At 66.1% G+C, this 21023-nt stretch carries 19 protein-coding genes; 4 read left to right on the forward strand and 15 right to left on the reverse strand.

From position 1 onward, the window contains the following. Positions 1-145 precede the first annotated feature (145 nt). The gene (locus BAY61_RS30015) at positions 146-2896 is read left to right on the forward strand and encodes a sensor domain-containing protein (RefSeq protein ID WP_245865564.1); all 2751 of its coding nucleotides are present in this window, start codon (positions 146-148) and stop codon (positions 2894-2896) included. Here the strand turns inward: BAY61_RS30015 and BAY61_RS30020 are convergent, their stop codons facing one another. The 12 genes from BAY61_RS30020 to BAY61_RS30075 are packed head-to-tail and all read right to left on the reverse strand — an operon-like array spanning position 2897 to position 16733. Next, positions 2897-3508, reverse strand: coding sequence for a LutC/YkgG family protein (locus BAY61_RS30020; RefSeq protein ID WP_091805452.1), 612 nt, complete (start codon positions 3506-3508; stop codon positions 2897-2899). Further along, on the reverse strand, positions 3501-4928 hold the full coding sequence (locus BAY61_RS30025) for a LutB/LldF family L-lactate oxidation iron-sulfur protein (RefSeq protein WP_091805455.1): 1428 nt from the start codon (positions 4926-4928) through the stop codon (positions 3501-3503). The genes BAY61_RS30020 and BAY61_RS30025 overlap by 8 nt, the downstream gene beginning before the upstream one ends. Then, positions 4907-5641 (reverse strand): (Fe-S)-binding protein, encoded by a 735-nt coding sequence (locus tag BAY61_RS30030; protein ID WP_091805458.1) that lies wholly within the window; start codon positions 5639-5641, stop codon positions 4907-4909. Before BAY61_RS30030 ends, BAY61_RS30025 begins: the two co-directional genes overlap by 22 nt. Continuing rightward, entirely contained in the window at positions 5638-7035 is a 1398-nt protein-coding gene (locus BAY61_RS30035) for a rhamnulokinase (protein ID WP_091805462.1), read from the reverse strand. Before BAY61_RS30035 ends, BAY61_RS30030 begins: the two co-directional genes overlap by 4 nt. 1 nt (position 7036) lies before the next feature. Further along, positions 7037-8443 (reverse strand): L-fucose/L-arabinose isomerase family protein, encoded by a 1407-nt coding sequence (locus BAY61_RS30040; protein ID WP_091805465.1) that lies wholly within the window; start codon positions 8441-8443, stop codon positions 7037-7039. A gap of 8 nt (positions 8444-8451) precedes the next feature. Further along, positions 8452-10497 carry a bifunctional aldolase/short-chain dehydrogenase gene (locus tag BAY61_RS30045; protein ID WP_091806494.1) on the reverse strand — a complete coding sequence of 682 codons (2046 nt, stop codon included), beginning with the start codon at positions 10495-10497 and terminating at the stop codon, positions 8452-8454. 1 nt (position 10498) lies between these two features. Next, the gene (gene rhaI / locus BAY61_RS30050) at positions 10499-11665 is read right to left on the reverse strand and encodes an L-rhamnose isomerase (protein ID WP_091805468.1); all 1167 of its coding nucleotides are present in this window, start codon (positions 11663-11665) and stop codon (positions 10499-10501) included. Positions 11666-11690: 25 nt separating this feature from the next. Then, positions 11691-12017, reverse strand: a complete 327-nt coding sequence (locus BAY61_RS30055) for an L-rhamnose mutarotase (RefSeq protein WP_091805471.1) — start codon at positions 12015-12017, stop codon at positions 11691-11693. Between the two features lie 55 nt (positions 12018-12072). Then, positions 12073-13158, reverse strand: a complete 1086-nt coding sequence (gene rhaS / locus BAY61_RS30060; protein WP_091805474.1) for a rhamnose ABC transporter substrate-binding protein — start codon at positions 13156-13158, stop codon at positions 12073-12075. Continuing rightward, positions 13155-14207, reverse strand: coding sequence for an ABC transporter permease (locus BAY61_RS30065; protein WP_091805476.1), 1053 nt, complete (start codon positions 14205-14207; stop codon positions 13155-13157). The genes rhaS and BAY61_RS30065 overlap by 4 nt, the downstream gene beginning before the upstream one ends. Then, positions 14200-15201 (reverse strand): ABC transporter permease, encoded by a 1002-nt coding sequence (locus BAY61_RS30070; protein WP_091805478.1) that lies wholly within the window; start codon positions 15199-15201, stop codon positions 14200-14202. Before BAY61_RS30070 ends, BAY61_RS30065 begins: the two co-directional genes overlap by 8 nt. Further along, on the reverse strand, positions 15198-16733 hold the full coding sequence (locus tag BAY61_RS30075) for a sugar ABC transporter ATP-binding protein (protein WP_245865567.1): 1536 nt from the start codon (positions 16731-16733) through the stop codon (positions 15198-15200). The genes BAY61_RS30070 and BAY61_RS30075 overlap by 4 nt, the downstream gene beginning before the upstream one ends. A gap of 216 nt (positions 16734-16949) precedes the next feature. Here BAY61_RS30075 and BAY61_RS30080 point away from each other — a divergent pair, with 216 nt between their 5' ends. Continuing rightward, positions 16950-17957 (forward strand): LacI family DNA-binding transcriptional regulator, encoded by a 1008-nt coding sequence (locus BAY61_RS30080; RefSeq protein WP_091805484.1) that lies wholly within the window; start codon positions 16950-16952, stop codon positions 17955-17957. Here BAY61_RS30080 and BAY61_RS30085 read toward each other — a convergent pair. After that, on the reverse strand, positions 17917-18162 hold the full coding sequence (locus tag BAY61_RS30085; RefSeq protein ID WP_091805487.1) for a hypothetical protein: 246 nt from the start codon (positions 18160-18162) through the stop codon (positions 17917-17919). The genes BAY61_RS30080 and BAY61_RS30085 overlap by 41 nt on opposite strands. Positions 18163-18173: 11 nt before the next feature. Here BAY61_RS30085 and BAY61_RS33195 point away from each other — a divergent pair, with 11 nt between their 5' ends. Then, a complete protein-coding gene (locus tag BAY61_RS33195) occupies positions 18174-18371 on the forward strand; it encodes a hypothetical protein (RefSeq protein ID WP_091805489.1) in 198 nt (65 codons plus the stop codon). Here BAY61_RS33195 and styA read toward each other — a convergent pair. Beyond that, entirely contained in the window at positions 18344-19570 is a 1227-nt protein-coding gene (gene styA, locus BAY61_RS30090; RefSeq protein WP_091805492.1) for a styrene monooxygenase subunit StyA, read from the reverse strand. The two genes, BAY61_RS33195 and styA, sit on opposite strands and share 28 nt — an antisense overlap. 60 nt (positions 19571-19630) lie before the next feature. Beyond that, on the reverse strand, positions 19631-20089 hold the full coding sequence (locus BAY61_RS30095) for a flavin reductase family protein (RefSeq protein WP_245865569.1): 459 nt from the start codon (positions 20087-20089) through the stop codon (positions 19631-19633). 180 nt (positions 20090-20269) lie between these two features. Here BAY61_RS30095 and BAY61_RS30100 point away from each other — a divergent pair, with 180 nt between their 5' ends. Further along, entirely contained in the window at positions 20270-20989 is a 720-nt protein-coding gene (locus BAY61_RS30100) for an IclR family transcriptional regulator (RefSeq protein WP_245865570.1), read from the forward strand. The last annotated feature ends 34 nt before the right edge of the window (positions 20990-21023 follow it).

Consider the following 21023-nt stretch of genomic DNA (forward strand, 5'->3'; position numbering starts at 1 on the left):
CCAAAAAGGTCACCTACTCTTGTGACGCCCGGCCACCGTCTTCAAGATGCCGCTGAGACAAAGTCGAGCCCGATTACTCCTATTCGCCTAACGGCGATTCCATGTTGTAATCAGAGTCCACAAGTAACTTCGGATGGACGGAAACATGGCGGCGCACGCCTTCAACGGCTTGCCGATGTGGCAGTACCCCCCTGACGTCATGGAGCTGGCACTCGCGGCCAGCGACTCGGCGATGTGGACGGTCGACCTCAAGGACGACTCGGTGACCTGGAGCCCACGACTCGCGGACATACTCGGCTTTCCCGAGACCGCGGTCGACGAGATCAAGCACCGGCTTCTTGAGTTGATCAAGCCCATGACCGTAGCGGGGTGCGACTACCCTGTATGGGAGGATTTCGACCTTGAACAGCGCCACGACAGACCCGAAGGCGATGCACGATGGATTCGGTTCTTGGCCCGCGGTCGCGGCAGAGGTGGCCCCGCGCTGCTACGGGGAATTGCCACCGACGTGACTGAGCGGCACGGCAACGAACAGGCACTGGCCGACCTGGCCGACCGCTACCGGCTGCTCGTCGACCTCAGCCCTGACGCCATCTGCGTGCACGAGAACGGAAATCTCGTGTATGTCAACCCCGCTTGCAAACGGTTCGCCGCCGTCGACGCTCCCGAAGAATTGTTGAACAGGCCCATCACCGATTTTGTCGCTTCCGGATCTGTTTCGGAGATGCTGGATCGCATCGGTTCACTGGTCGAACCAGGACAAACGAGCGAACCCACCGAGGTCATGCTCCGCCGGTTCAACGGCGAGACCATGCTCGTCGAATCGGTTTCCGTCCGCACGAACTGGCAGGGAAGGCCCGCCTTCCAGGTCATCATGCGGGACATCACGGCACAGAAGGCCGCCGAATCCGCCCTGCGCTACCAGGCCGCCCTCGTCTCCCACGTCAGCGACGCGATCATCGCCACGAAGGCCGACGGCACGGTCACGAGCTGGAATCCGGCGGCGGAACAGGTGTACGGCTGGCCTGCTTACGAAGCCATCGGACGCGACGTCGGCATGCTCGTCGGCGCTCCACTCGACCCGGTCGCGATCCTCGAAGACGGCGGTGTCGCCGACGCAACCCACAACCGGATCGACGGCGAACGGCTGGCGATCCGGGTTTCGGCCGCCGAGATGCGCGAGGGATTCGTGCTCGTTTGCGCCGACGAAACAGTGCGCCGCCAGCTCGAACGCAGGTACAGCATCGTGGTGGCCGCACTGAGCGAAGGCATCCTCGTCGTCGGCCCCACCGGTCTCATCGAATCGGTGAATCCGGCGGCCGAGCGCATCCTCGGGATGAGCCGCGACCGCCTCATCGGTCAGTCCCCGACCCGGTTCGCGCTCTTCGACGAGCGGGGAGCCGCGATCCCCCATTGGGATTACCCCTTCGCGAAGACTGGTCGTACGGGTAGACCGTGCGACAACCAAACGCTGCGCGTGAAGCGCGCGGACGGTTCGAGCGCGTGGCTGTCCCTGAGTTGCCGGCCGCTCGATCCCGACGCTCCGCCTCCCTCCCGCATCGTCAGCTCCTTCACCGACATCACCGAGAGCAGAGCCATCGGTGAACGGCTCGAACACGACGCGACCCACGACCCGCTGACCGGGCTCGCCAACCGCACCCTGGTGCTCAGGCGGCTCAACAGGGCATTGCAGAACCCGGAGCGCGAGACAAGGGCCTGCGTGTTGTTCGTCGACCTCGACAAGTTCAAGGTCATCAACGACTCCTTGGGGCACAGCACCGGCGACAAGGTCCTGCGCATCGTCGGACAGCGCCTCAGCAACTGTGTCCGGAGGTCCGATCTCGTAGGAAGGCTGGGCGGGGACGAATTCGCGGTCGTCACCTTCGGCAAGGGCGGAACGGACGAGATCCGCGCGCTCATCGAGCACCTTCGCGATTCGCTGACGCAGCCCATCATGATCGAAGGGCGGCGGCTGCACGTCGACGCGAGCACCGGCATCGTGACGGCCGAGCCCGGCGACGATCGCAGCGCGGAAGACCTGATCAGGGACGCCGATGTGGCGATGTACGAGGCGAAGAAGCGGGGAAGGGGCAGCTACGAGTTCTTCGATGTCGAGCTGCGCGAACGCATCCAGCGCGAGCTGCGGCTCGAACAGGACCTGAGGGAAGCCGTTCTCGCCGACCAGCTGTGGGTCGCCTACCAGCCGGTCGTCGACGTCGAGACCGGCAGGACGATCGCCGTCGAGGGCCTCATGCGCTGGGAACACCCCACTCACGGCGCCATCTCGCCCGTCGAGTTCATCCCGCTCGCCGAGGAAAGCGACCTGATCAACGTCATCGGCGACTTCATGCTGCACACGACGACCGCCGAGATCGCCTCTCAGCGCCGCCTGCACGACGTCGACCTGCGGTTGACGGTCAACCTTTCCGCCAAGCAGCTCGACGACCCGACGTTGGTGCCTTCGGTGCGCAAGGCGCTGGAGCGAACCGGCCTGCCGCCCGAGGCGCTGTGCCTTGAAATCACCGAAAGCGCACTGGTCAGGGAACCCGAGGCGGCGGCACAGGTGCTCAGGGCGCTGCGCTCGCTCGGCGTGCGGCTCGCGATCGACGACTTCGGTACCGGCTACTCGGCTTTCGCCCAGTTGTGGCGACTTCCGCTGGACACGCTCAAGATCGATCAGTCGTTCGTCGCCGGCCTGGACAAACCCGACAGCGACGCCGTCGCGATCGTCACCGGCATCGTCAACACGGCACACGCGATGAAGCTGACCGTCATCGCGGAGGGCACCGAGACCGAGCAGCAGGTCGCGGTACTCAAGGAGCTCGGCTGCGATCAAGCGCAGGGCTACTACTTCGGACGGCCCGTTCCGGCGTGGCGGCTGTTTCCGCTCCGCTGATCACCGTCCGGCGATCAGCACCTCAAGCGTGCGGGGGCCATGCACGCCCTCGACGCGATCCAGTTCGATGTCGCTCGTCGCCGAGGGTCCGCTGATGAAGGTCAGCGGCCGGGTCGCGTCGAGTCTCGCGATCGCTTCCGGCACGCTCACCACAACCTGGTCGGCTCGCACGACGCACAGGTGATAGTCCGGAACAAGCGTCAGCAGGCGGCGGCCCTGTGCGATACCAGTGTCGAGCACAATCGTCCCCGTCTCCGCGATGGCGACGGCACATCCGGTGAGCACGCCGTGCACCGCGTCCACCGTGGACACCGGAAGCGACGGGTCGTCGGGCACCCAGCTCACGCCGGGAACGCGCCACGAAACGGGCGCGTCGGCTGGGACGGCCATCGTCGCGACGCCGCGCTCGGCGAGACAGCGGGAAATCCAATCCGGCAGGACCTCCTCGTCGACCCTGTGGACGATGGCCTTGTAGTCGGCGACGCGTTCCGCGAACAGGCCGAGCCGGTCGGCCGCGGCGCGAGCGCGTTCGTAGTCACGAGGAACGGCGACCGGGGAAAACCGTTCCACACTGCGAATTCTGGCGAGGATGTCGTTCTTGGCGCTACTCACGATTGCGCCTCCACCATGCGCGAAACGATTCCTCCGGAATCGAAGGCGCGTCGCGGGTCGCCGTCCACTTCGAACCCGGCCACGGCAACCGGGAAATCCGGCCGTCTCTCGCCAGCAGCCGGGAGAGCGAACCGGCGCGCTGCATGGCCTCGTAGCGTTTCGGATCGGCGAAAACCCAGGCCGCCGCCGACATGGCAATGGCTTCCGGTGTGCGTTTTCCCTTTGCCTTGACTGCTTGCTCCCTCAAGTGGGTAAGCACCTCTGGAATGTTGATCCGAACAGGACAGACCTCGTAGCACGCCCCGCACAACGAGGAGGCGAAGGGCAGCGAAGCGACTTGCTCGTCGTGCAGGTCGCCTGACAACTGCGGAGCGAGGATCGCGCCGATCGGACCAGGGTATACCGAACCGTATGCCTGTCCTCCCGTCCTTTCGTAGACGGGACAGACGTTGAGGCAGGCCGAACAGCGAATGCACCGCAACGCCTGCCTTCCGACGCGGTCGGCGAGTGTCGCGGTGCGCCCGTTGTCCAGCAATACCAGGTGAAAGGTGCTCGGCCCGTCGCCGGGAGTCACCCCTGACCACACCGACGTGTAGGGATTCATCCGTTCCGCCGTCGAGGATCGCGGCAGCAACTGCAAGAACACTTCGAGGTCCTGCCAGCTCGGAACGACCTTCTCGATACCCATGACGGTGATCAGGGTTTCCGGGAGCGTCACGCACATGCGCCCGTTGCCCTCCGACTCGACGACGACGATCGATCCGGTGTCGGCGACGGCGAAGTTGGCGCCGGATATGGCGACCTTGGCCGAAAGGAACTTGCGGCGTAGGTGTCGCCTCGCCGCTTCGGCGAGGTCACGCGGTTCGTCGGAAGCAGGCCGCTCCGGCATTTCGCGGTCGAAGATGTTCTTGATCTCGGCCCTGTTGCGGTGAATCGCGGGCACGAGGATGTGTGATGGCCGGTCGTGTCCGAGTTGGACGATGAGTTCGGCGAGATCGGTCTCGACCGCGTGAACCCCGCCTTCCTCAAGGGCCTCGTTGAGCCCGAGCTCAGCGGTAGCCATGGACTTGACCTTCACCACCTCCTCGGCACCCTGCGCTCTCACGAGGTCGAGCACGATCCGGTTCGCCTCGTCGGCGTCGCGGGCCCAGTGCACGACGCCCCCTCGCGCGGTCACCGATTCCTCAAGCCGCGACAGGTAGGTGTCGAGGTCGGCGAGCACGCTGTCCTTGATGGCCTCGCCTGCCCTGCGCAGTCGCTCCCAGTCGTCGAGTTCGGCGACGACGCCTGCCCGCTTGGTGCGAATCGTGGTCGTCGCCTTGCGCAGGTTGCTCCTGAGCTGGGTGTCGCCGAGCGCGATGTGCGCCGCCTTCGGGAAGGTGGGGCTCCCCAGCCAGGTCACCGGGTTCCGACCGGCCATGGCTCCTCCTCCGTGCTCGCGAGTATCTCCGCGAGGTGGACGGTCCTGATCCCTGCCCGTAACCGGGAAAGACCACCGCCGATGTGCATCAGGCACGAGTTGTCGCCTGCGGTCAGTACTTGCGCTCCGGTGTCCTGCACCGCATTCATCTTGTCGGCGAGCATCGCCGTCGACGTCTCGGCGTTCTTGATGGCGAAGGTGCCCCCGAACCCGCAGCACTGCTCGGCGAGCGGCAGTTCGGTCAGTTCGAGTCCTTCGACCGCCCTCAGCAGCCGGAGGGGCTTGTCGCCGACCCCGAGCATGCGCAGCGAATGGCACGTCGGGTGATAGGTGACGCGATGAGGGAAGTACGCCCCGACGTCGATTGTTCCGAGCACGTCGACAAGGAACTCGCTCAGCTCGTAGGTCCGCTCCACAGCTGGGCTCGTTCCGCACAGTCCAGGGTGGATTTCCCTCACCATGCCGCCGCACGAGCCGGAAGGGGTGACCACGTAGTCGTAGCCGTCGAAGGCGGCGGCGTAGTCGCGGGCCAACGGCCTCGCGTGGCCCGCGTATCCGGTGTTGAAGTGCATTTGCCCGCAACACGTCTGCGCGAGCGGGAATTCGACCGTGCAGCCGAGGCGTTCGAGCAGGGTGAGCACCGCCCTCGCCGTTTCGGGGTAGAGCGTGTCGGTGAGGCAGGTGGCGAAGAGCGCGACGCGGGGGCCGGTCATGCCAGCCCCACGCGTTCGGCTGCCGATCGCCACGCCTCGGCTTCGCCGCGCGGCTCGTACCTGCCGAGCGGCCTTCCCCGCGGTTTCTCTTCGAGAACCCCGGCGGCCCTCGCCTGTACGAACACGTTGCCGAGCGCGCTGGCTTCCGAGGGCCCTGCCAGCACGGGCAACCCGCAGGCGTCGGCGGTGAACTGGCACAGCGCCGCGTTGCGAGCCCCGCCGCCGACGAGGTGCACGAGGGAGAGCGAGCGGTCGGCGAGCCTCGCCGCCGCGCGAAGGGAAGCGGCGTGCGCGACGGCGAGGGATTCCAGGATCGTCCTCACGACGGCAGGCGGGCTTTCCGGCTTCGGCTGGCCCGACTCGGCGCACAGGGTCGCGATTCGCGAAGGCATGTCGCCGGGTGGCAGCAGAACAGCGGCGTCAGGGTCCACAATGGACCTGAACGCGGGTTCTCTCATCGCCGCTTCCAGCACGTCGCCGAGCCTAATGTCGAGCCCTTGCTCACGCCACACCCGCAACGATTCACTCAGCAGCCACAAGCCCATCGTGTTGCGAAGGAACCGCACCGTACCGTCGATGCCCGCCTCGTTGGTGAAATTGGCCTCACGGGCGGCTTCCGTGAGCACGGGAGCTCGCAGTTCGAGGCCGACGAGCGACCAGGTTCCGCACGAAATGTAGGCGCCGTCAGCGTCGGCGGGGATCGCGGCGACGGCGGAGGCGGTGTCGTGGGAGGCGACGGCGAGCACGGTCGTTCCGTCCTCGGTGGCGCCGACCGGCTCGCCGGGTTGCCGCAGTGGAGGCAACAGGCCGTCAGGAAGACCTGCTCTTGCGACGAGTTCCGCCGACCACCGTCTTGTCGTCGCGTCGAGCAGCGCCGTCGTCGACGCGTTGGTCACCTCGGCGCCGATTTCCCCGGTGAGCTGGTACCCGATCAGGTCAGGCAACAGCAACATGGTTTTGTCGACAAGTCGCCCTTCGGGTTCGGAAAGCAACTGGTAGACGGTGTTGAAAGGCAGATACTGCAAGCCCGTGATCCGGTAAAGCAGCTCGTCGGGAACCCGCGCGCGCAGCCGCTGCGCCATTCCCTCCGTACGGGGGTCGCGATAGCACCGCACGTCGCCTTCGAGCCTGCCGTCCGCACCGACCAGCCCGTAGTCGACGGCCCACGAATCGATGCCGATCGACACCGGCCTCGACTCGGCCGCATCGGCGAGGCCCGCCTTGATCTCGGCGAGCATCCCGGCGACGTCCCAGCACAGACCTCCGCCCACCCTCGGCCTCGGGCCCGTCGCGAACCTGCGGATCTCGGCGAGCTCGATCTCCCCCGAGCCGACCTCGCCGAGCATGACCCTCCCGCTGGTGGCACCGAGATCGACCGCGACGAACCGGGCCACCTCACACCCCGGTGAACGGGATGCCGAGCAGACCGGCGACCGCGCGCAGCTCAGCCGCCCGGTGACCGACCCCGAGCGCCCAGTGATGCGCGACCCCGCTCGCTGACCACTCGTCGGTCCACTCACCGGGATCGCGGCCGAAGTCCACCCTGCTCGTCGTGTTCCCGATCCGCATGAGCGGGCCTTCGACGACCTCGCCCTCCGACCCGATCATCGAATACTTGCCTTCGCGGTCCTGCCCGATACCGAGCAGCGTCACGGGACCGTGCGCGACGTCGAACTCCACCGAGACACCCCAGCCACGCTTGCCGTGATAGACGCCGAGCCCGCGCAGCAACGGCCGTTTCGCGCTGATCGCGAGGTGAGCCGGGCCGTCGTGCCCCATCTCGACATGACCTCTCTCGAAGTCCAATGCCTGCAACTCGGTGAACGAACCGCCACCGCCGAGAATGTCCATGATCAGCATCGCGAGACTGGTCCGCAGCTCGTACTCACCGGCAGCGGGAATCCCGCGCGCGGTGAGCAGGCTCGCCCCGAGGATCATTCCCGCGCCGAGCCGTTCGTGCTGCTCACCGGCAAGTCCCCGGTGGTAGTAGGCGAGGCTGTCCAGGTCGAAGTCGGCGACGAGCCGATCGAGGCCGACCGAGACTTTGGCACCCCACTCCAGGTCCTGACGGTTCACCGAAGGATCGACGTCGAACACCGACTCGGCCTCGGCGACCTTGGCGGCCACCTGATCATCGGTGACCTCGTCGACCCGCACCCTCAGGTCGTCGAACTCCAGCACCTCGACGTGCCCGCCGAACTGGGCGCTGACCATCGTCAGGTCCGTCGACACGTCGTACATCCCCGGGTAGAGATGCCCCATGAGCCCGTGTCTGCCTCCACGCAGCACCCTCCGCACCGAGGCGGCCGAAATCCATGCGCCGATCCGCGTCCACGCTCGCTCGTCGGCGAGATAGCCGGACACACTGCGGAACTCGATGCCCGCCCTGGTGAAGGTGTTGGCCATCTCCGGAAGCGGGCACGCGCCGCAATAGGCGAGCCACTGTCCGGTGTCGACGGTGGCGTGATCCATCGCCTTCGTCGGCTGGAGGTTGATCAGCAGAACCGGAGCGCCGCTACGCTGGGCGATCGGCAGCAACATCGAAGCTGTCAGGTACGTGGTCAGGTAGCCGACGATCAGATCGCAATCGGCCTCCCGCAGCTCGTCGGCCGCGACGGCACCCTCCTTGGCGTCCGAGATGAACCCCACGTCGACAATGTCCGCGTCGAAGCCGGCGATGCGCTCGCTGACGTATGCCGCCGACCTGCGCAACGTCGGCAGCAGCTCGGGAAACTGCGGCCAGTAGGCGCCAAGTCCACCCGCCACGAGGCCGATCTTCGGCCTCCTCGTCCGCTCCGTCATGGCCCTCCTCACCTGAGAAACGCGGCTGCGACCCCGGCGTCGACCGGAATGTGCAGCCCCGTCGTGTGTGACAACTCGCCAGAGGTCAGCGCGAACACCGCGTTCGCGACGTGTTCGGGAAGCACCTCGCGACCGAGCAGGGTCCGCTTGGCGTAGAAGGCACCAAGGTCTTCCTCTGCCACGCCGTACACCGCGGCCCGCTGCGCGCCCCACCCCGAAGCGAAGATGCCGGACCCGCGAACGACACCGTCCGGGTTGACACCGTTGACCCTGATGCCGTGCTCGCCGAGTTCGGCGGCCAGCAGCCTCACCTGATGCGCCTGATCTGCCTTCGTCGCACCGTAGGCGACATTGTTGGGACCGGCGAAAACCCCGTTCTTGCTGACGATGTAGACGATGTCGCCGCCCATGCCCTGCGCGATCATCGCCCTTGCCGCCTCGCGCGCCACGAGGAAGGAGCCGCGGGCCATCACGTCATGCTGTAGATCCCAGTCCGAGGCGCTGGTGTCGAGCAGCGGTTTCGACACCGAAAGCCCTGCGTTGTTGACGACGAGGTCGACGCCGCCGAAGGCGAGGGCCGTCGCTGCGATGGCATCCGCGATGGCGTTCTCGTCGCATACGTCGACAGCGACGGCGACTGCGGTGTCCGAGTTGCCGATCTCCTCCGCGACCCGGGTTGCCGCTTCGAGGTCTCGATCGGCGACGGCGACGCACGCGCCTTCCGCGGCGAGGCGCCGTGCGATCGCCCTGCCGATCCCGGAACCGCCACCGGTGACGAGCGCGACGCGCGTCGCGAGCGGCTTCGGCACTGGCATTCGCCGTAGCTTCGCCTCCTCCAGTTCCCAGTACTCGATGCGGAACTTCTCCGACTCGGGGATCGGGGCGTAACTCGACACCGACTCGGCTCCGCGCATCACGTTGATCGCGTTGACGTAGAACTCGCCCGCGACCCGAGCGGTCTGTTTGTCCTTGCCGAAGCTGAACATGCCGACACCTGGCACGAGCACGATGGCCGGGTCGGCACCCCTTATCGGAGGCGAGTCCTCGCGAACGTGCCGCCGGTAGTACGCCGCGTACTCCTCGCGGTAGCGCTGGTGTAGTTCCTTGACTCTCGCCACGACCTCGTCGAGCGAAGCGTTCGACGGCAGGTCGACGACCAGCGGCGCGACCTTCGTGCGAAGGAAATGGTCGGGACAGGACGTACCGAGCGCGGCAAGCGCGGGATGTCGTTGCCTGGCGAGAAAATCGAGAACGACTTCATCGTCGGTGAAGTGCCCAAGTTGCGGAGCGTCGGTCGAGGCGAGTCCTCTGAGGACGGGGAACAACGCGGCTGCCCGCTCACGGCGTCGCGACTCGGGAAGCGCCCCGTAGCCGGGAATCTCCGTGCCAAAGGGCTCCGGCTTCCCGTTCTCGTGCAGAAAGTCTTGCGCGGTACGGATGATTTCCAGCGAGTTTCGTCGGCACTCCTCGCTCGTCTCACCCCACGCCGTGATGCCGTGCCCGCCGAGCACACAGCCGATGGCTTCCGGATGGCGGCGTTTGATCTCGGCGATGTCGAGCCCGAGCTGGAAACCCGGTCTGCGCCACGGAACCCACACGACCCGGTCCCCGAAAATCGTTGCCGTGAGCCGCTTGCCGTCAGCGGCCGTCGCGATCGCGATCCCGGAATCGGGGTGCAGGTGGTCGACGTGTGCCGCCTCGACAAGCCCGTGCATCGCCGTGTCGATACTCGGTGCCGCTCCTCCTTTGCCGTGGAGGCAATAGTCCAACGCCGCGACCATCTCGTCTTCCCGATCCTCGCCGGGATAGACGTCTACGAGAGCCCGCATTCTGTCCAGCCGCAACACCGCGAGCCCTTGCTCCCGCAACGTTCCGAGGTCGCCGCCGGAGCCCTTGACCCACATCAACTCGACGTCGCCGCCCGTCGCGGGATCGGTTCCGGTCCCCTTCGCCGACGTGTTGCCGCCCGCGTAGTTGGTGTTCCTCCGGTCGGCACCGAGCTCGTGCGAACGAGCCAGCAACTCGGCGACGACGGGATGTGTCTCAGCCGTCACGTCACGCCCCCCAGCCCGCGGCGGCTCCACCGACGCGTTCGTTCCTGATCCGTTCCGCGTACCCGCTGCGCCGGTAGGCCGCGAGGGGATCCGGATCGAGGCCCTGCTCTTCCCGCAGCTCGGCGAGCAACGGCCGCACATCGGTCGAGAACGCGTCGACAAGCACACCGTTGGCGCCGAGCACGTCACCTTCGCGCTGCGCCTTGCCGAGCGCGGTCGCGTCGACGAGCAGCGCTTTCGCCGTCGCCTCCTGCACGTTCATCACCGACCGGATGAGCGCGGGAATCTTCGGCTCGATGTTGTGGCACTGATCGAGCATGAACGCGACACCGGAGTTCGGATCAAGTCCGCCGCCGAGCACGATCTCGACCATGATCCGGAAGAGCTGATACGGGTCCGCGGCGCCCACCATCAGGTCGTCGTCGGCATAGAACCGGGAGTTGAAGTGGAATCCGCCGAGCCTGCGCTTCCGCAACAGGAAGGCAACGATGAACTCGATGTTCGTCCCCGGCGCGTGATGACCGGTGTCCACAAGCACCTCGGCCTTGTCGCCGAGTTCGACGCAATGCGCGTAGCTGGTTCCCCAGTCGGGTACGTCGGTCGCGTAGAAGGCGGGCTCGAAGAACTTGTACTCCAGCAACATACGCTGGTGTTCGCCCAACCGGTCGTGCACCGCGGCAAGCGCCTCTTCGAGCCGTCCCTGCCGGTCGGCGATCGAGTCCTGGCCGGGATAGTTGAGCCCGTCGGCGAGCCAGATCGACAGATCGCGCGAACCGGTGGCGTCCATGATGTCGACGCAGTCGAGCAGGTGGGTCAGCGCTTTCGTCCTGACAACCGGGTCGGGGTTGCACACGCTGCCGAGGCGGTAGTCGTCGTCCTGGAAGACGTTGGGGTTGACGGCGCCGATCGCCACACCCCGCTCTGTCGCGTATCTCGCCAGTTCGGCGTAGTCGTCCACTGTGTCCCACGGGATGTGCACCGCCACGCTCGGCGCCACGCCGGTGAACTCGTGCACCTTCGCCGCGTCCGCGATCTTCTCGTAGGCATCTCGTGGAACGCCTTCCTGCTGGAAGACCTTGAACCGGGTTCCCGAATTCCCGAAGGCCCACGAAGGAGTTTCGATGTGCTGCGCGCGCAGCGCCGCCTTGACGGCCGGGTAGTCAGACACGAGGTCCTCCCAACTTGATGGATGGTCACGCGAGGTGGAAAACCTCGCTCAACGGCACGATTCCCTCGTCTGGTTTGCCGTCGAGATCTTCGAAGAACGGAGCCATCTCTGCTTGCCACCTCGCGTTGACCTCGGCAACGGCCATGCCTTCGAGTGCCGCTTCGAGGTCGTCGGTCTCGAAGTAGCCGACGAGCAAACCGTCAGGCGCGAGAAAAAGCGAGTAGTTTCGCCAGCCCGTTTCCGTCAACGCCGCGAGCATGTCCGGCCACACCTCGGCATGCCTTCTCCGGTACTCGTCCATCATGTCCGCCTTCACCTTGAGCAGAAAGCAGACTCGCCGCGCGCGATCCATTGCGGACCCCTGTACTGGTCGTGCCGGGACAGGGCACGCCCTGCCCCGGCTTTGGTCAGAAGTTGTAGTCGTCGATGTTGTCCGCGTTGAACACCGTCGGCGGTCCGAGGATGATCTCCCCGTTCTTGCCGATGGTGCGCTCGCCCAGGTTCCCGGCTTTCAGCACTTCGCCTTCCTTGCCCACGATCTGACCGGAGGCAATGGCGGCCGCCGCGTAACCGGCGAGGTAGCCAAGCTGCTCCGGGTCCCACAGCGCGAACTCCTTGACCGTTCCGTCCTTGACGAACTCGCGCATCTGGTTCGGCGTTCCGAGTCCGGTCAGCACGACCCTGCCCTTGTAGGGAGAGGAGGAGATGTAGCGTGCTGCGGCCGAGATTCCCACGGTCGTCGGCGAGACGATGGCTTTTAGGTCCGGAGTGGACTGAAGAAGCGCCTGCGTTTCCTGGAACGACTTCTGGTCGTCGTCGTCACCGTAGGCGGTCTTCACCAGCTCGATACCCGCGTACTCGGGCTTTGACAGCTCGTCCTTCATGAAGTCGATCCAGGTGTTCTGGTTCGTCGCGTTCGGCGTCGCCGACAGGATCGCGATCTTGCCCTGCCCGCCGATCTGCTCGGAAACCATCTTGATCTGCGACCTGCCGATCTCCTCGGAATCGGCCTGGTTGACGAAAACCTGGCGAGCGTCGACCGCGGCGTCGGAATCGTAGCTCACGACCGCGATGCCCTTCGCCATGGCGTCCTTCAACGCGGGAGCGACGGCGTTCGGGTCGTTGGCCGCGATGACGATCGCGTCCTGGTTCTGCTGGATGAGCGTGTTGATGTAGGAAACCTGGGACGAAGCGGAGGCATCGGAGGGACCGACTTCCTTGCCCGTTCCCTTCAACTCGCCGACGGCGGCGATCCCGCCCTTGTCGACAAGGTTCTCGTAGGGATTGTCGATTTCCTTCGGCAGGAAGGCGATCTTCAGTCCCTCCTTGATGGGCGCGTTCGGGTCGGCGGTCTTGCCCGTGTCCGTCCCGGCTCCCGGCTGCTGTGCCGAGTCCTTTGTGGTACCGCCGCAGCCTGCGACCAGAACGGCCACCAGGCCCGCACTGGTCACCGCCACCGCGGCGCGCTTCCTGCGCGAACGGGAGTGGATCATCGTTGGTCCTCCTCGGGGCTGCCGTGGACGGCGGTCGCCGCCACGGGGTCTTGCGGGGTTTCCTCGGGTGGTGGCTGTCCCCGCTGCTCGGCAGGCATCGGATGTCGCTTGCCGCGCAGCAGGTTCGCGATCACCGGAACAAGTACCGAGATGATCAGCAACAGGCCGTTGATCACGTTCTGGATCTCGTTGGTGATGTCGTTGAGGAACAACACATTGCGCAATCCGGCCATCAGTAGCAGCGCGCTGACGACACCGACGACCGCTCCCCTTCCCCCGAAAATCGAGACCCCGCCGAGCAATACCGCCGCGACGGCGACGAGTTCGAGCCCCGCCGCGTTGTCCGCCCTCGCGCTGTTGTATCGCAACGTGTAGACGAGCGAGGCCACCGCGCACAGCGCACCGGAGACGATGTAGAGCACGAACCTGACGCGCTGGACCCTGATTCCGGAGAATCGCGCCGTCTGCTCACCGAGGCCGATCGCGTAAAGGGAACGGCCGAACGGCGTGTAGTGCACGACGACGGCGGCCAGCACCCCGACGATGATCACCAGCACCGTCGCGTAAGGCAGGAACGTTCCCGGCACGGTGTCGGTCACCAGCGGCCGGTACGCGTCGGGGAATCCGGTCACCGCGCGATCGCCGAGCAACACGTAGGCGAGTCCTCTGTAGAGCCCGAGCGTGCCGATGGTGACGGCCAGTGCCGGAAGCCCGAACCGCACGATCAGCGTCGCGTTGAGCGAGCCGAGTACCGCACCCGCGACCACCACGATCGGGACGATCGTCTCGAACGACATTCCCGCGTCCCACAACACACCGGTGAGCGCGGAACAGAAGCCGAGTATCGACGCGACCGAAAGGTCGATCTGGCCGGTGAGGATGATCGGCAACAACGCGAGCGCAAGCAGTGCGACCTCGGTGTAGTCGAGCAGAAGAAAACTGATGTTGTCGGCCTCGCCGAAGCCTGCCGTCGTCGCGGATCCCCACGTGAACACCACGACGCAGAGCACGAGCAGGATCGTTTCCCAGCGAAGCAGTCTTTCACGCACGCCGCAGGCTCCTTTCCTTCCGTAGTCGCTCCGCCATGCGCACCATCACGGCGCGGTCGAGCGAGATGGCGAGCAACAGGGCGGCACCGTCGACGGCTCGCTGCCAGAAGGCCGGAACACCGAGGATCGGCAACGCGCTGGTGATCGTGGTGAGCAACAACGCGCCGAGCACCGCGCCCAGAACCGTTCCGCTGCCACCGAAAATCGCGACCCCGCCGACGACGACGGCAGCCACGACCGCGAGTTCCCTGTTGGTGCCGACGGAGGCGTTGATCGTCCCGAAGTACGAAGCATGCAATACACCGGCCAGCCCCACGAGCGCCCCTGAGATCACGAATGCCGTGAAAACCCGCCTTCCGGCCGGAATGCCCGCGAGCCTCGCGGCCTGCGGATTCGAGCCGATCGCGTACAACTCCCTTCCGGACCGCCAGTTGTGCAGCGCATACGCGGCAATGGCAAGCGCGGCCAACGCGATCAAGGTCAAATGCGGGACCCCGAGAATCGATCCGCTGCCGAAGGAGAGAAAGCCGGATGACATCTGGTCGGCGTTGATCTGGTGAACGCCGGTCGCGCTGGCCCACCCGTAGTCGATGCCGCGGAAGACGTACAGGGTTCCCAGCGTCACGACGAGAGCGGGCACCTTCGCGATCGCCACGAGCGCACCGTTGAACGCTCCGCACGCCGCCCCGAGCGCCATTCCCGCGAGCACGACGACGATCGTCGGCGTCTCGTGGTCGGCGATGAACATCTGGCCCGACATGTACGCGGTCAGCCCCATCACCGAACCGACGGAAAGGTCGATGTTGCGGGTGATGACCAGCAACGTCTGTCCGATCGCGAGCAACGCGATGATCGAGGCGTTGAGGAACAGATCGTGGATTCCCTGCGCGTTCAGGAAAGCGGGATTCACCACCGTCGTCACCACGACGACCGCGAACAAGGCGAGGACGATACTCAGTTCCCTGCCGGAGAGCAGCGCGCGGATCCTGTTCATGCGGCACTGCCCTTCGTCGCGGAGGCGCCGTTGCCGGTCGCCGCGTACATCACGGCCTCCTCCGTCGCCTCTTCTCTCGCGAGTTCGGCTGTGATCCGGCCCTCGTGCATCACGAGCACGCGATCGGCCATCCCGAGAACCTCCGGCAGCTCGGAGGAAATGAGCAGGATTCCGATGCCACGCGCGGCCAGATCCGACAACAACCCGTGCACCTCGACCTTGGCACCGATGTCGATGCCCCTCGTCGGTTCGTCGACGATCAAAACGGCCGGCTCGGTCGCCAGCCATTTGCCGAGCACGATCTTCTGCTGGTTACCTCCCGACAACGTCGCGGCGGGGTCGGCGAGGCTGCCGAATTTGAGTGAAAGGCGCTCGGCCCAGGTTTGCGCGAGCGCTCTTTCCCTGCTGCTCCGGGTGATCCCGCCGGGAGAGACCTGCTTGAGCCGCGCGAGGCTGGCGTTGCGTTCGATGGACAGTTCGAGGACGAGCCCCTGCTCTCTCCTATCTTCCGGCACCAGCGCGACACCTTTTTCGATGGCGGATCCAGGTTTTCCCGCAGGCAAGGGTTTTCCGTTGACCGTGACCGTTCCCGCGTCGCGATCGTCCACACCGAACACCGCTCTGGCCACTTCGGATCTTCCCGATCCGACGAGTCCGGCGAGCCCGACGATCTCACCCTCGCGGACGGTCAGCGAGACGTCGGCGAAGTCCCCGGCTCTCGTCAGACCTTCGACCACCAGTACCTCGGCACCGATGTCGGTTTCGCGCTTCGGGAAGAGCTGCTCGACGGAGCGGCCGACCATCCGCCGCACCAGGGTGTCGTTGTCGATCTCCGACATCGGTGCCGTCGTCACGAAAGCTCCGTCGCGCAACACGGTGACCCGGTCGCACAAGGCAAACATCTCGTCGAGCCGATGCGAGATGAACAGCAGAGCCGCGCCCTGCTCGGCGAGCCCTCTCGCGACCCGGAAGAGGCGCTGGGCCTCGACCGCCGAAAGCGCGGCCGTCGGCTCGTCCATCACGATGATCCTGGCGTCGGCGACGAGCGCCTTCGCGATCTCGATGATCTGCTGGTCTGCGATCGAAAGCCCGCGCGTCTGCCTCGACGGTGCGATCGGCACGCCCAACTGCTCGAACACCTCGGCCGACCTGCGATGCATGGCGCGCCGGTCGATGCGTCGACCCCTTCGCAACGGCTGCCTTCCCATGAAGACGTTCTCGGCGACGGAGAGATCGGGAAACTGAATCGGCTCCTGGTGGATGACGGCGACCCCGCGGTGCTGTGCCTCGCGGGGCGAGGCGAACCGCACCGGGCTCCCTTCGAGCAGCAGCTCGCCGCTGTCGGGCTGGTGTTCTCCGCCGATGACGCGGACGACGGTCGACTTCCCGGCGCCGTTCTCCCCGGCCAGTGCGTGGATCTCGCCGGGACGCAACGCGAGCGACACCCCGCGCAGTGCCCTCACCGCCTGAAACGACTTGGTGACGTCCTTGAGTTCGAGCAGCGGCGCAGGGGGATGCTCCGGTGCACCCACGATGCCTCCTTCGATGGAGATCGTGAAACGTTTCATTCACGAGTGCGCTGAAGTTAGGACAGCGAGACACAACCCGTCAAGACCCGTGCTGACATGCGATTTGGTAACGATCCGCCGCGCAGGCAGGGAAGCTCACGTGTTAACTTTCTCGGGAAGGGGAGCCCTCCGGGAGGCCGAGGGGTTGACACGTTTCAGCACGAGGGGAGAGCGCGGGCCATGTCGCCGAGCATCAAGGACGTCGCGGAACGGGCAGGCGTCTCGGTCGGCACTGTGTCCAATGTGCTCAATCACCCGGAGCGAGTTTCTACCAATACAAGGGAAAGCGTGCTGACGGCGATATCGGCACTGGGGTTTGTCCGCAACTCGTCGGCGGCGCAATTGCGCGCTGGCACGAGCCGTTCCATCGGGCTGATCGTGCTCGACCTCGCCAACCCGTTCTTCCACGACGTAGCGCGCGGCGTCGAACAGGTCGCCGACGAACTGGGCTACGCGGTGGTGCTGTGCAACTCGGACGACCAGACCGAGCGCGAGAACCGGTACTTGCAGGTCCTTGAGGAGCAGCGGGTGCGTGGCGTGCTCATCACGCCGGTGGAGGTCAGCTCGGGGCGGCTCGACGCGCTCCGCAAGCGGGGAACGCCGACCGTGCTCGTCGACAGGCACGATCCGAGGATCAACTGCTGTTCCGTCGCGGTCGACGACGTCGGTGGCGGCGAACTCGCGGGAGCCCATCTGCTTTCCCTTGGCCACCAACGGATCCGGTACTTCAGTGGGCCGCTGACTCTGCGGCAGTGCGCCGACCGGCTCGCCGGTCTGCGCAAGGCGGTCACCGAGGCGGGACTGGATCCGGAGCGGGCCATCGAGGTCGTCGAGGAGCGCGCGATGAACGCGCGAACCGCCTACGGCGCGGCGAAGAAGCGCTTCGGTAACCGTGACAAGGCGACGGCTGCGTTCTGCGCGAACGACCTGATGGCGCTCGGGGTACTCAGGGCCGCCGTGTCCGAAGGCAGGCAGGTGCCAGGTGAGCTGGCGATCGTCGGGTACGACGACATCGAGTTCGCGGCCGACGCAGCCGTCCCGTTGACCTCGATCCGGCAGCCGACACAGCACATCGGCAGGGCGGCTGCGCAACTGCTTGTCGAGGAGTGCGACAACCCGGACACCCATGCGCACCAGCAGGTGATGTTCAAGCCGGAGCTGGTGGTCCGCGAGTCGACAACCGGCTGACGAACGCCGCGCCGCAGCCGCAGCCGAGTTCTGCGCTCGCGTCACCGACATCCGCACTCAGGACATCGACATCCGCATCCAGGTCGTCGAGATCCGCACTCGCGCAGACGAGATCCGCATCCGGGGCCGCGAGCCCCGACATCGTGCGCACCGCGAGGTGCCCATTCGCCACCAGGTCACCCAGCCTCATGCGGTAGCCAAGCATCACACCCGAATGTGGAACTCGACGCCCCGAACGCGGATCTCGACCGCACCCATGCAGATCTCGACGTCCTGAGCGCAGAACTCGCCACCCCGAGCGCGGGTCTCGACGCCCCGAACGCGGAACTCGACCGCACCAGCGCGGGACTCGCGCATCCGAGCGCGGGACTCGCGCACCGCTCCTGTCAGGCCATCCCGTGGCGCGCCAGGTAGCTCCGCGTCCGCTCAGGGGTCGCCAGGATGTCCCACTGCCGCTCCGGATAGCTGAAGTTGTCGGTGAACTCGTCGGCGACCACCTGGTTCCGCGCCATGCTCCCCAGCAACTGGAGCAGGTGCGGCGCGGGAGGAAACCGGACCATCAGGTTGGTCCAGTCGCTCGTGGCATGGACCCGGTTTTCCCTGCGCTGAGCCACTTTGCGGCAGAATCGCTCGTCGAAGTTCGGATCGGTGACGATCGCCTGCCCCAGCTCCCACGCCGAGTACGAGGCGCAGTTGGCTCCCTGCCCGACGATCGGGTCGACGACCGTGTGCGCGTCGCCGAGCGCGATCACGTACCGGCCGTTCGCGAGCCGCACATAGTCCTCCCGCACGCCCGGCACAAGCCCGCCCTGCAACAGATCCTGCGGTCCGGTCACCCGGAACCGACCGTGGTCGACACGCTCGAATGTCGTCGGATGATGTTGCCGCAGCTTGGCGAGCACAAGTTTTTCGAACCCGCCGGGATCCTCGTCGTACCGAGCCTCGCCGATCGGTTCGAGGTCGCCGCCGGGAACGATCTCGAACAGCAACGCCGTGACGTGTCCGGCAACCGAGAACATGGGAATCTCAAGCAACTCGCCATGCCCTGGCGCGATGCTCATCGTGACACCCTTGGGTTCCGAGTACGCGATCCCTTCGTAGAGCGCGGCACACAGCTTGCGCTGCGGAGTGTCGAAAGGAGACTTGTCGGCCCTGCGCGGGAACATGCCGCCAAGCCCCGTCCGGCCCGAACTGACCACGACGAGGTCGTGTTGTTCCGACAACGCGGTGACATCGGCTGGTTCGACCGGCCTTACCTCGAAATCACCGCCGCGCTCATCGAAGTCACGCAACAACCTTGGCAGGTAGACCCGGTAGTCGAGAGCACGTGATGGCGCGGCGAACTCACCGAAGAACCGCAGCGGCGTCTCACCGCCGATGTAGTGGTGGTGGCCGAAATAGCCGTACTCGTCGATGTCCCAGTGGTCGATGCCGAGTTCCCGCTCCCTCGCGACGGTCGTGTGGTGGTGGGCGACGGTGTTGGGCAACCGCCCCTTGCCGAAGTCGTCGGCGGGCCGGTCGCTGTAGATCGTCACGGGAATGTCGTGTTGCCGCAGTTGCAGTCCCAACTGCAACCCGGCGATGCCAGAGCCGATGATGCCGATGCCGTCCATGACCGGCTCCTTCTTGTCGCATGCCGCGGATGGGTTGAGCCGCCGAACCTGGCTCGGTCGTCACGAGGCGCGGTTGTCGTCTCCGTCGGAGTACAGGGCCCGGTAAGCGCCGGTGAAGAACACGAGCGGCTCGCCGTCGGAGTGGGCGAGATGCGTCACGTGGCCGATATGGAGCACGTGGTCGCCCGCTTCGTGAGTGCTGACGAGGTCGCAGCCGATCTGGGCCATCGATCCGGGAAGGAACGCGTGTTCGTCGGTGAACTGGAACTCGGGCGCGAGCCCCGGCACGGGTCTACCCGCGAAGTGCTGGGAGTGCGTCCGCTGGTGTTCGGCAAGCACGTTGACACCGTAGCGGCCGGTGGTCGGCAATAGTGCCGCCATCCGTGACTCTTTTGCCAGCGAGATCAGCACGAGCGGCGGGTCGATCGACACGGAGAGGAACGCGTTGGCGGTCATCCCGTGGACGCGACCTTCGTCGACCGTGGTGATCACGGTGACGCCACTGGTGAAACGTCCCATCGTTCTGCGGAAATGTGCCGGGTCTATCGCGGGCCGACTGGACAGTGACGACGTCCGCGTCACGGAAACCTCCGCAGGAGTTCGCATATCGAGCACATTTCCCGAGCCGTAGCTCTATATACGAGCAAGGTAGCGTGGACCCGGTTACCTGGGCAACAGCCCGTGAGAAGGCGGTCACCGATGTCACTGGATGCGCCGGACGGTTCCGTGCCCGCGAAGCCGGGGGTGCGGGCACAAACCCTGGACAGGGCACTGGATGTGCTGGAGATACTCGCCGACGGGCAGCCGCGATCGAGCCAGGAGCTGGCCGTCGCGTCCGACCTGCACCGTTCCATCGTCTACCGGATTCTGCGCACGCTGGAAGACCGCGATCTGGTGTGGCGCAATGCCGAAGGTCGCTACACGCTCGGCCTTGGTTTGCTCGTTCTGTCGAGGACGGTACTCGGCGACGCGCAGGCCCGTATGCAGGATGTATTGGGAGAACTGGCAAACAGCGTCTCGGCGACGGCGTTCTTCTCCGTTCCACAGGGCAGCGAGGTCGTCGCGCTCGTGACGGTCGAGCCGTCCCGGCACCGCGCCGCCATCGCCTACCGGCCCGGCGCCCGCTCGCCGCTCGACAGGGGCGCCTGCGGGCTGGCGATACTGGCCAGTTCGCCCGCCCGACAGGGGGAGCGCCGCGAAGTCGGGGTGGCGCGACGACTCGGATTCGCGAGAACCGTCGGCGAAGTACACGCGGGGCTCACCGAGATCGCGGCACCGGTCCGGCTGTCGCATGGAACGGCGGGCGCGGTCGGGATCGTGTTCGTCGCGGGTGATGTCGCCGAGGACGAAGCCGCTGTCACCGTGCGCGGGACGGCGGCACGGTTGAGCGCGCCCGCCGCCGAGGTCTGGGAGATGTAGACACTCACCCTTCACCCGATAAGGTGATGGCCGT

Source organism: Prauserella marina, from assembly GCF_002240355.1.
In the GTDB taxonomy this organism is placed as follows: Bacteria; Actinomycetota; Actinomycetes; order Mycobacteriales; family Pseudonocardiaceae; genus Prauserella_A; species Prauserella_A marina.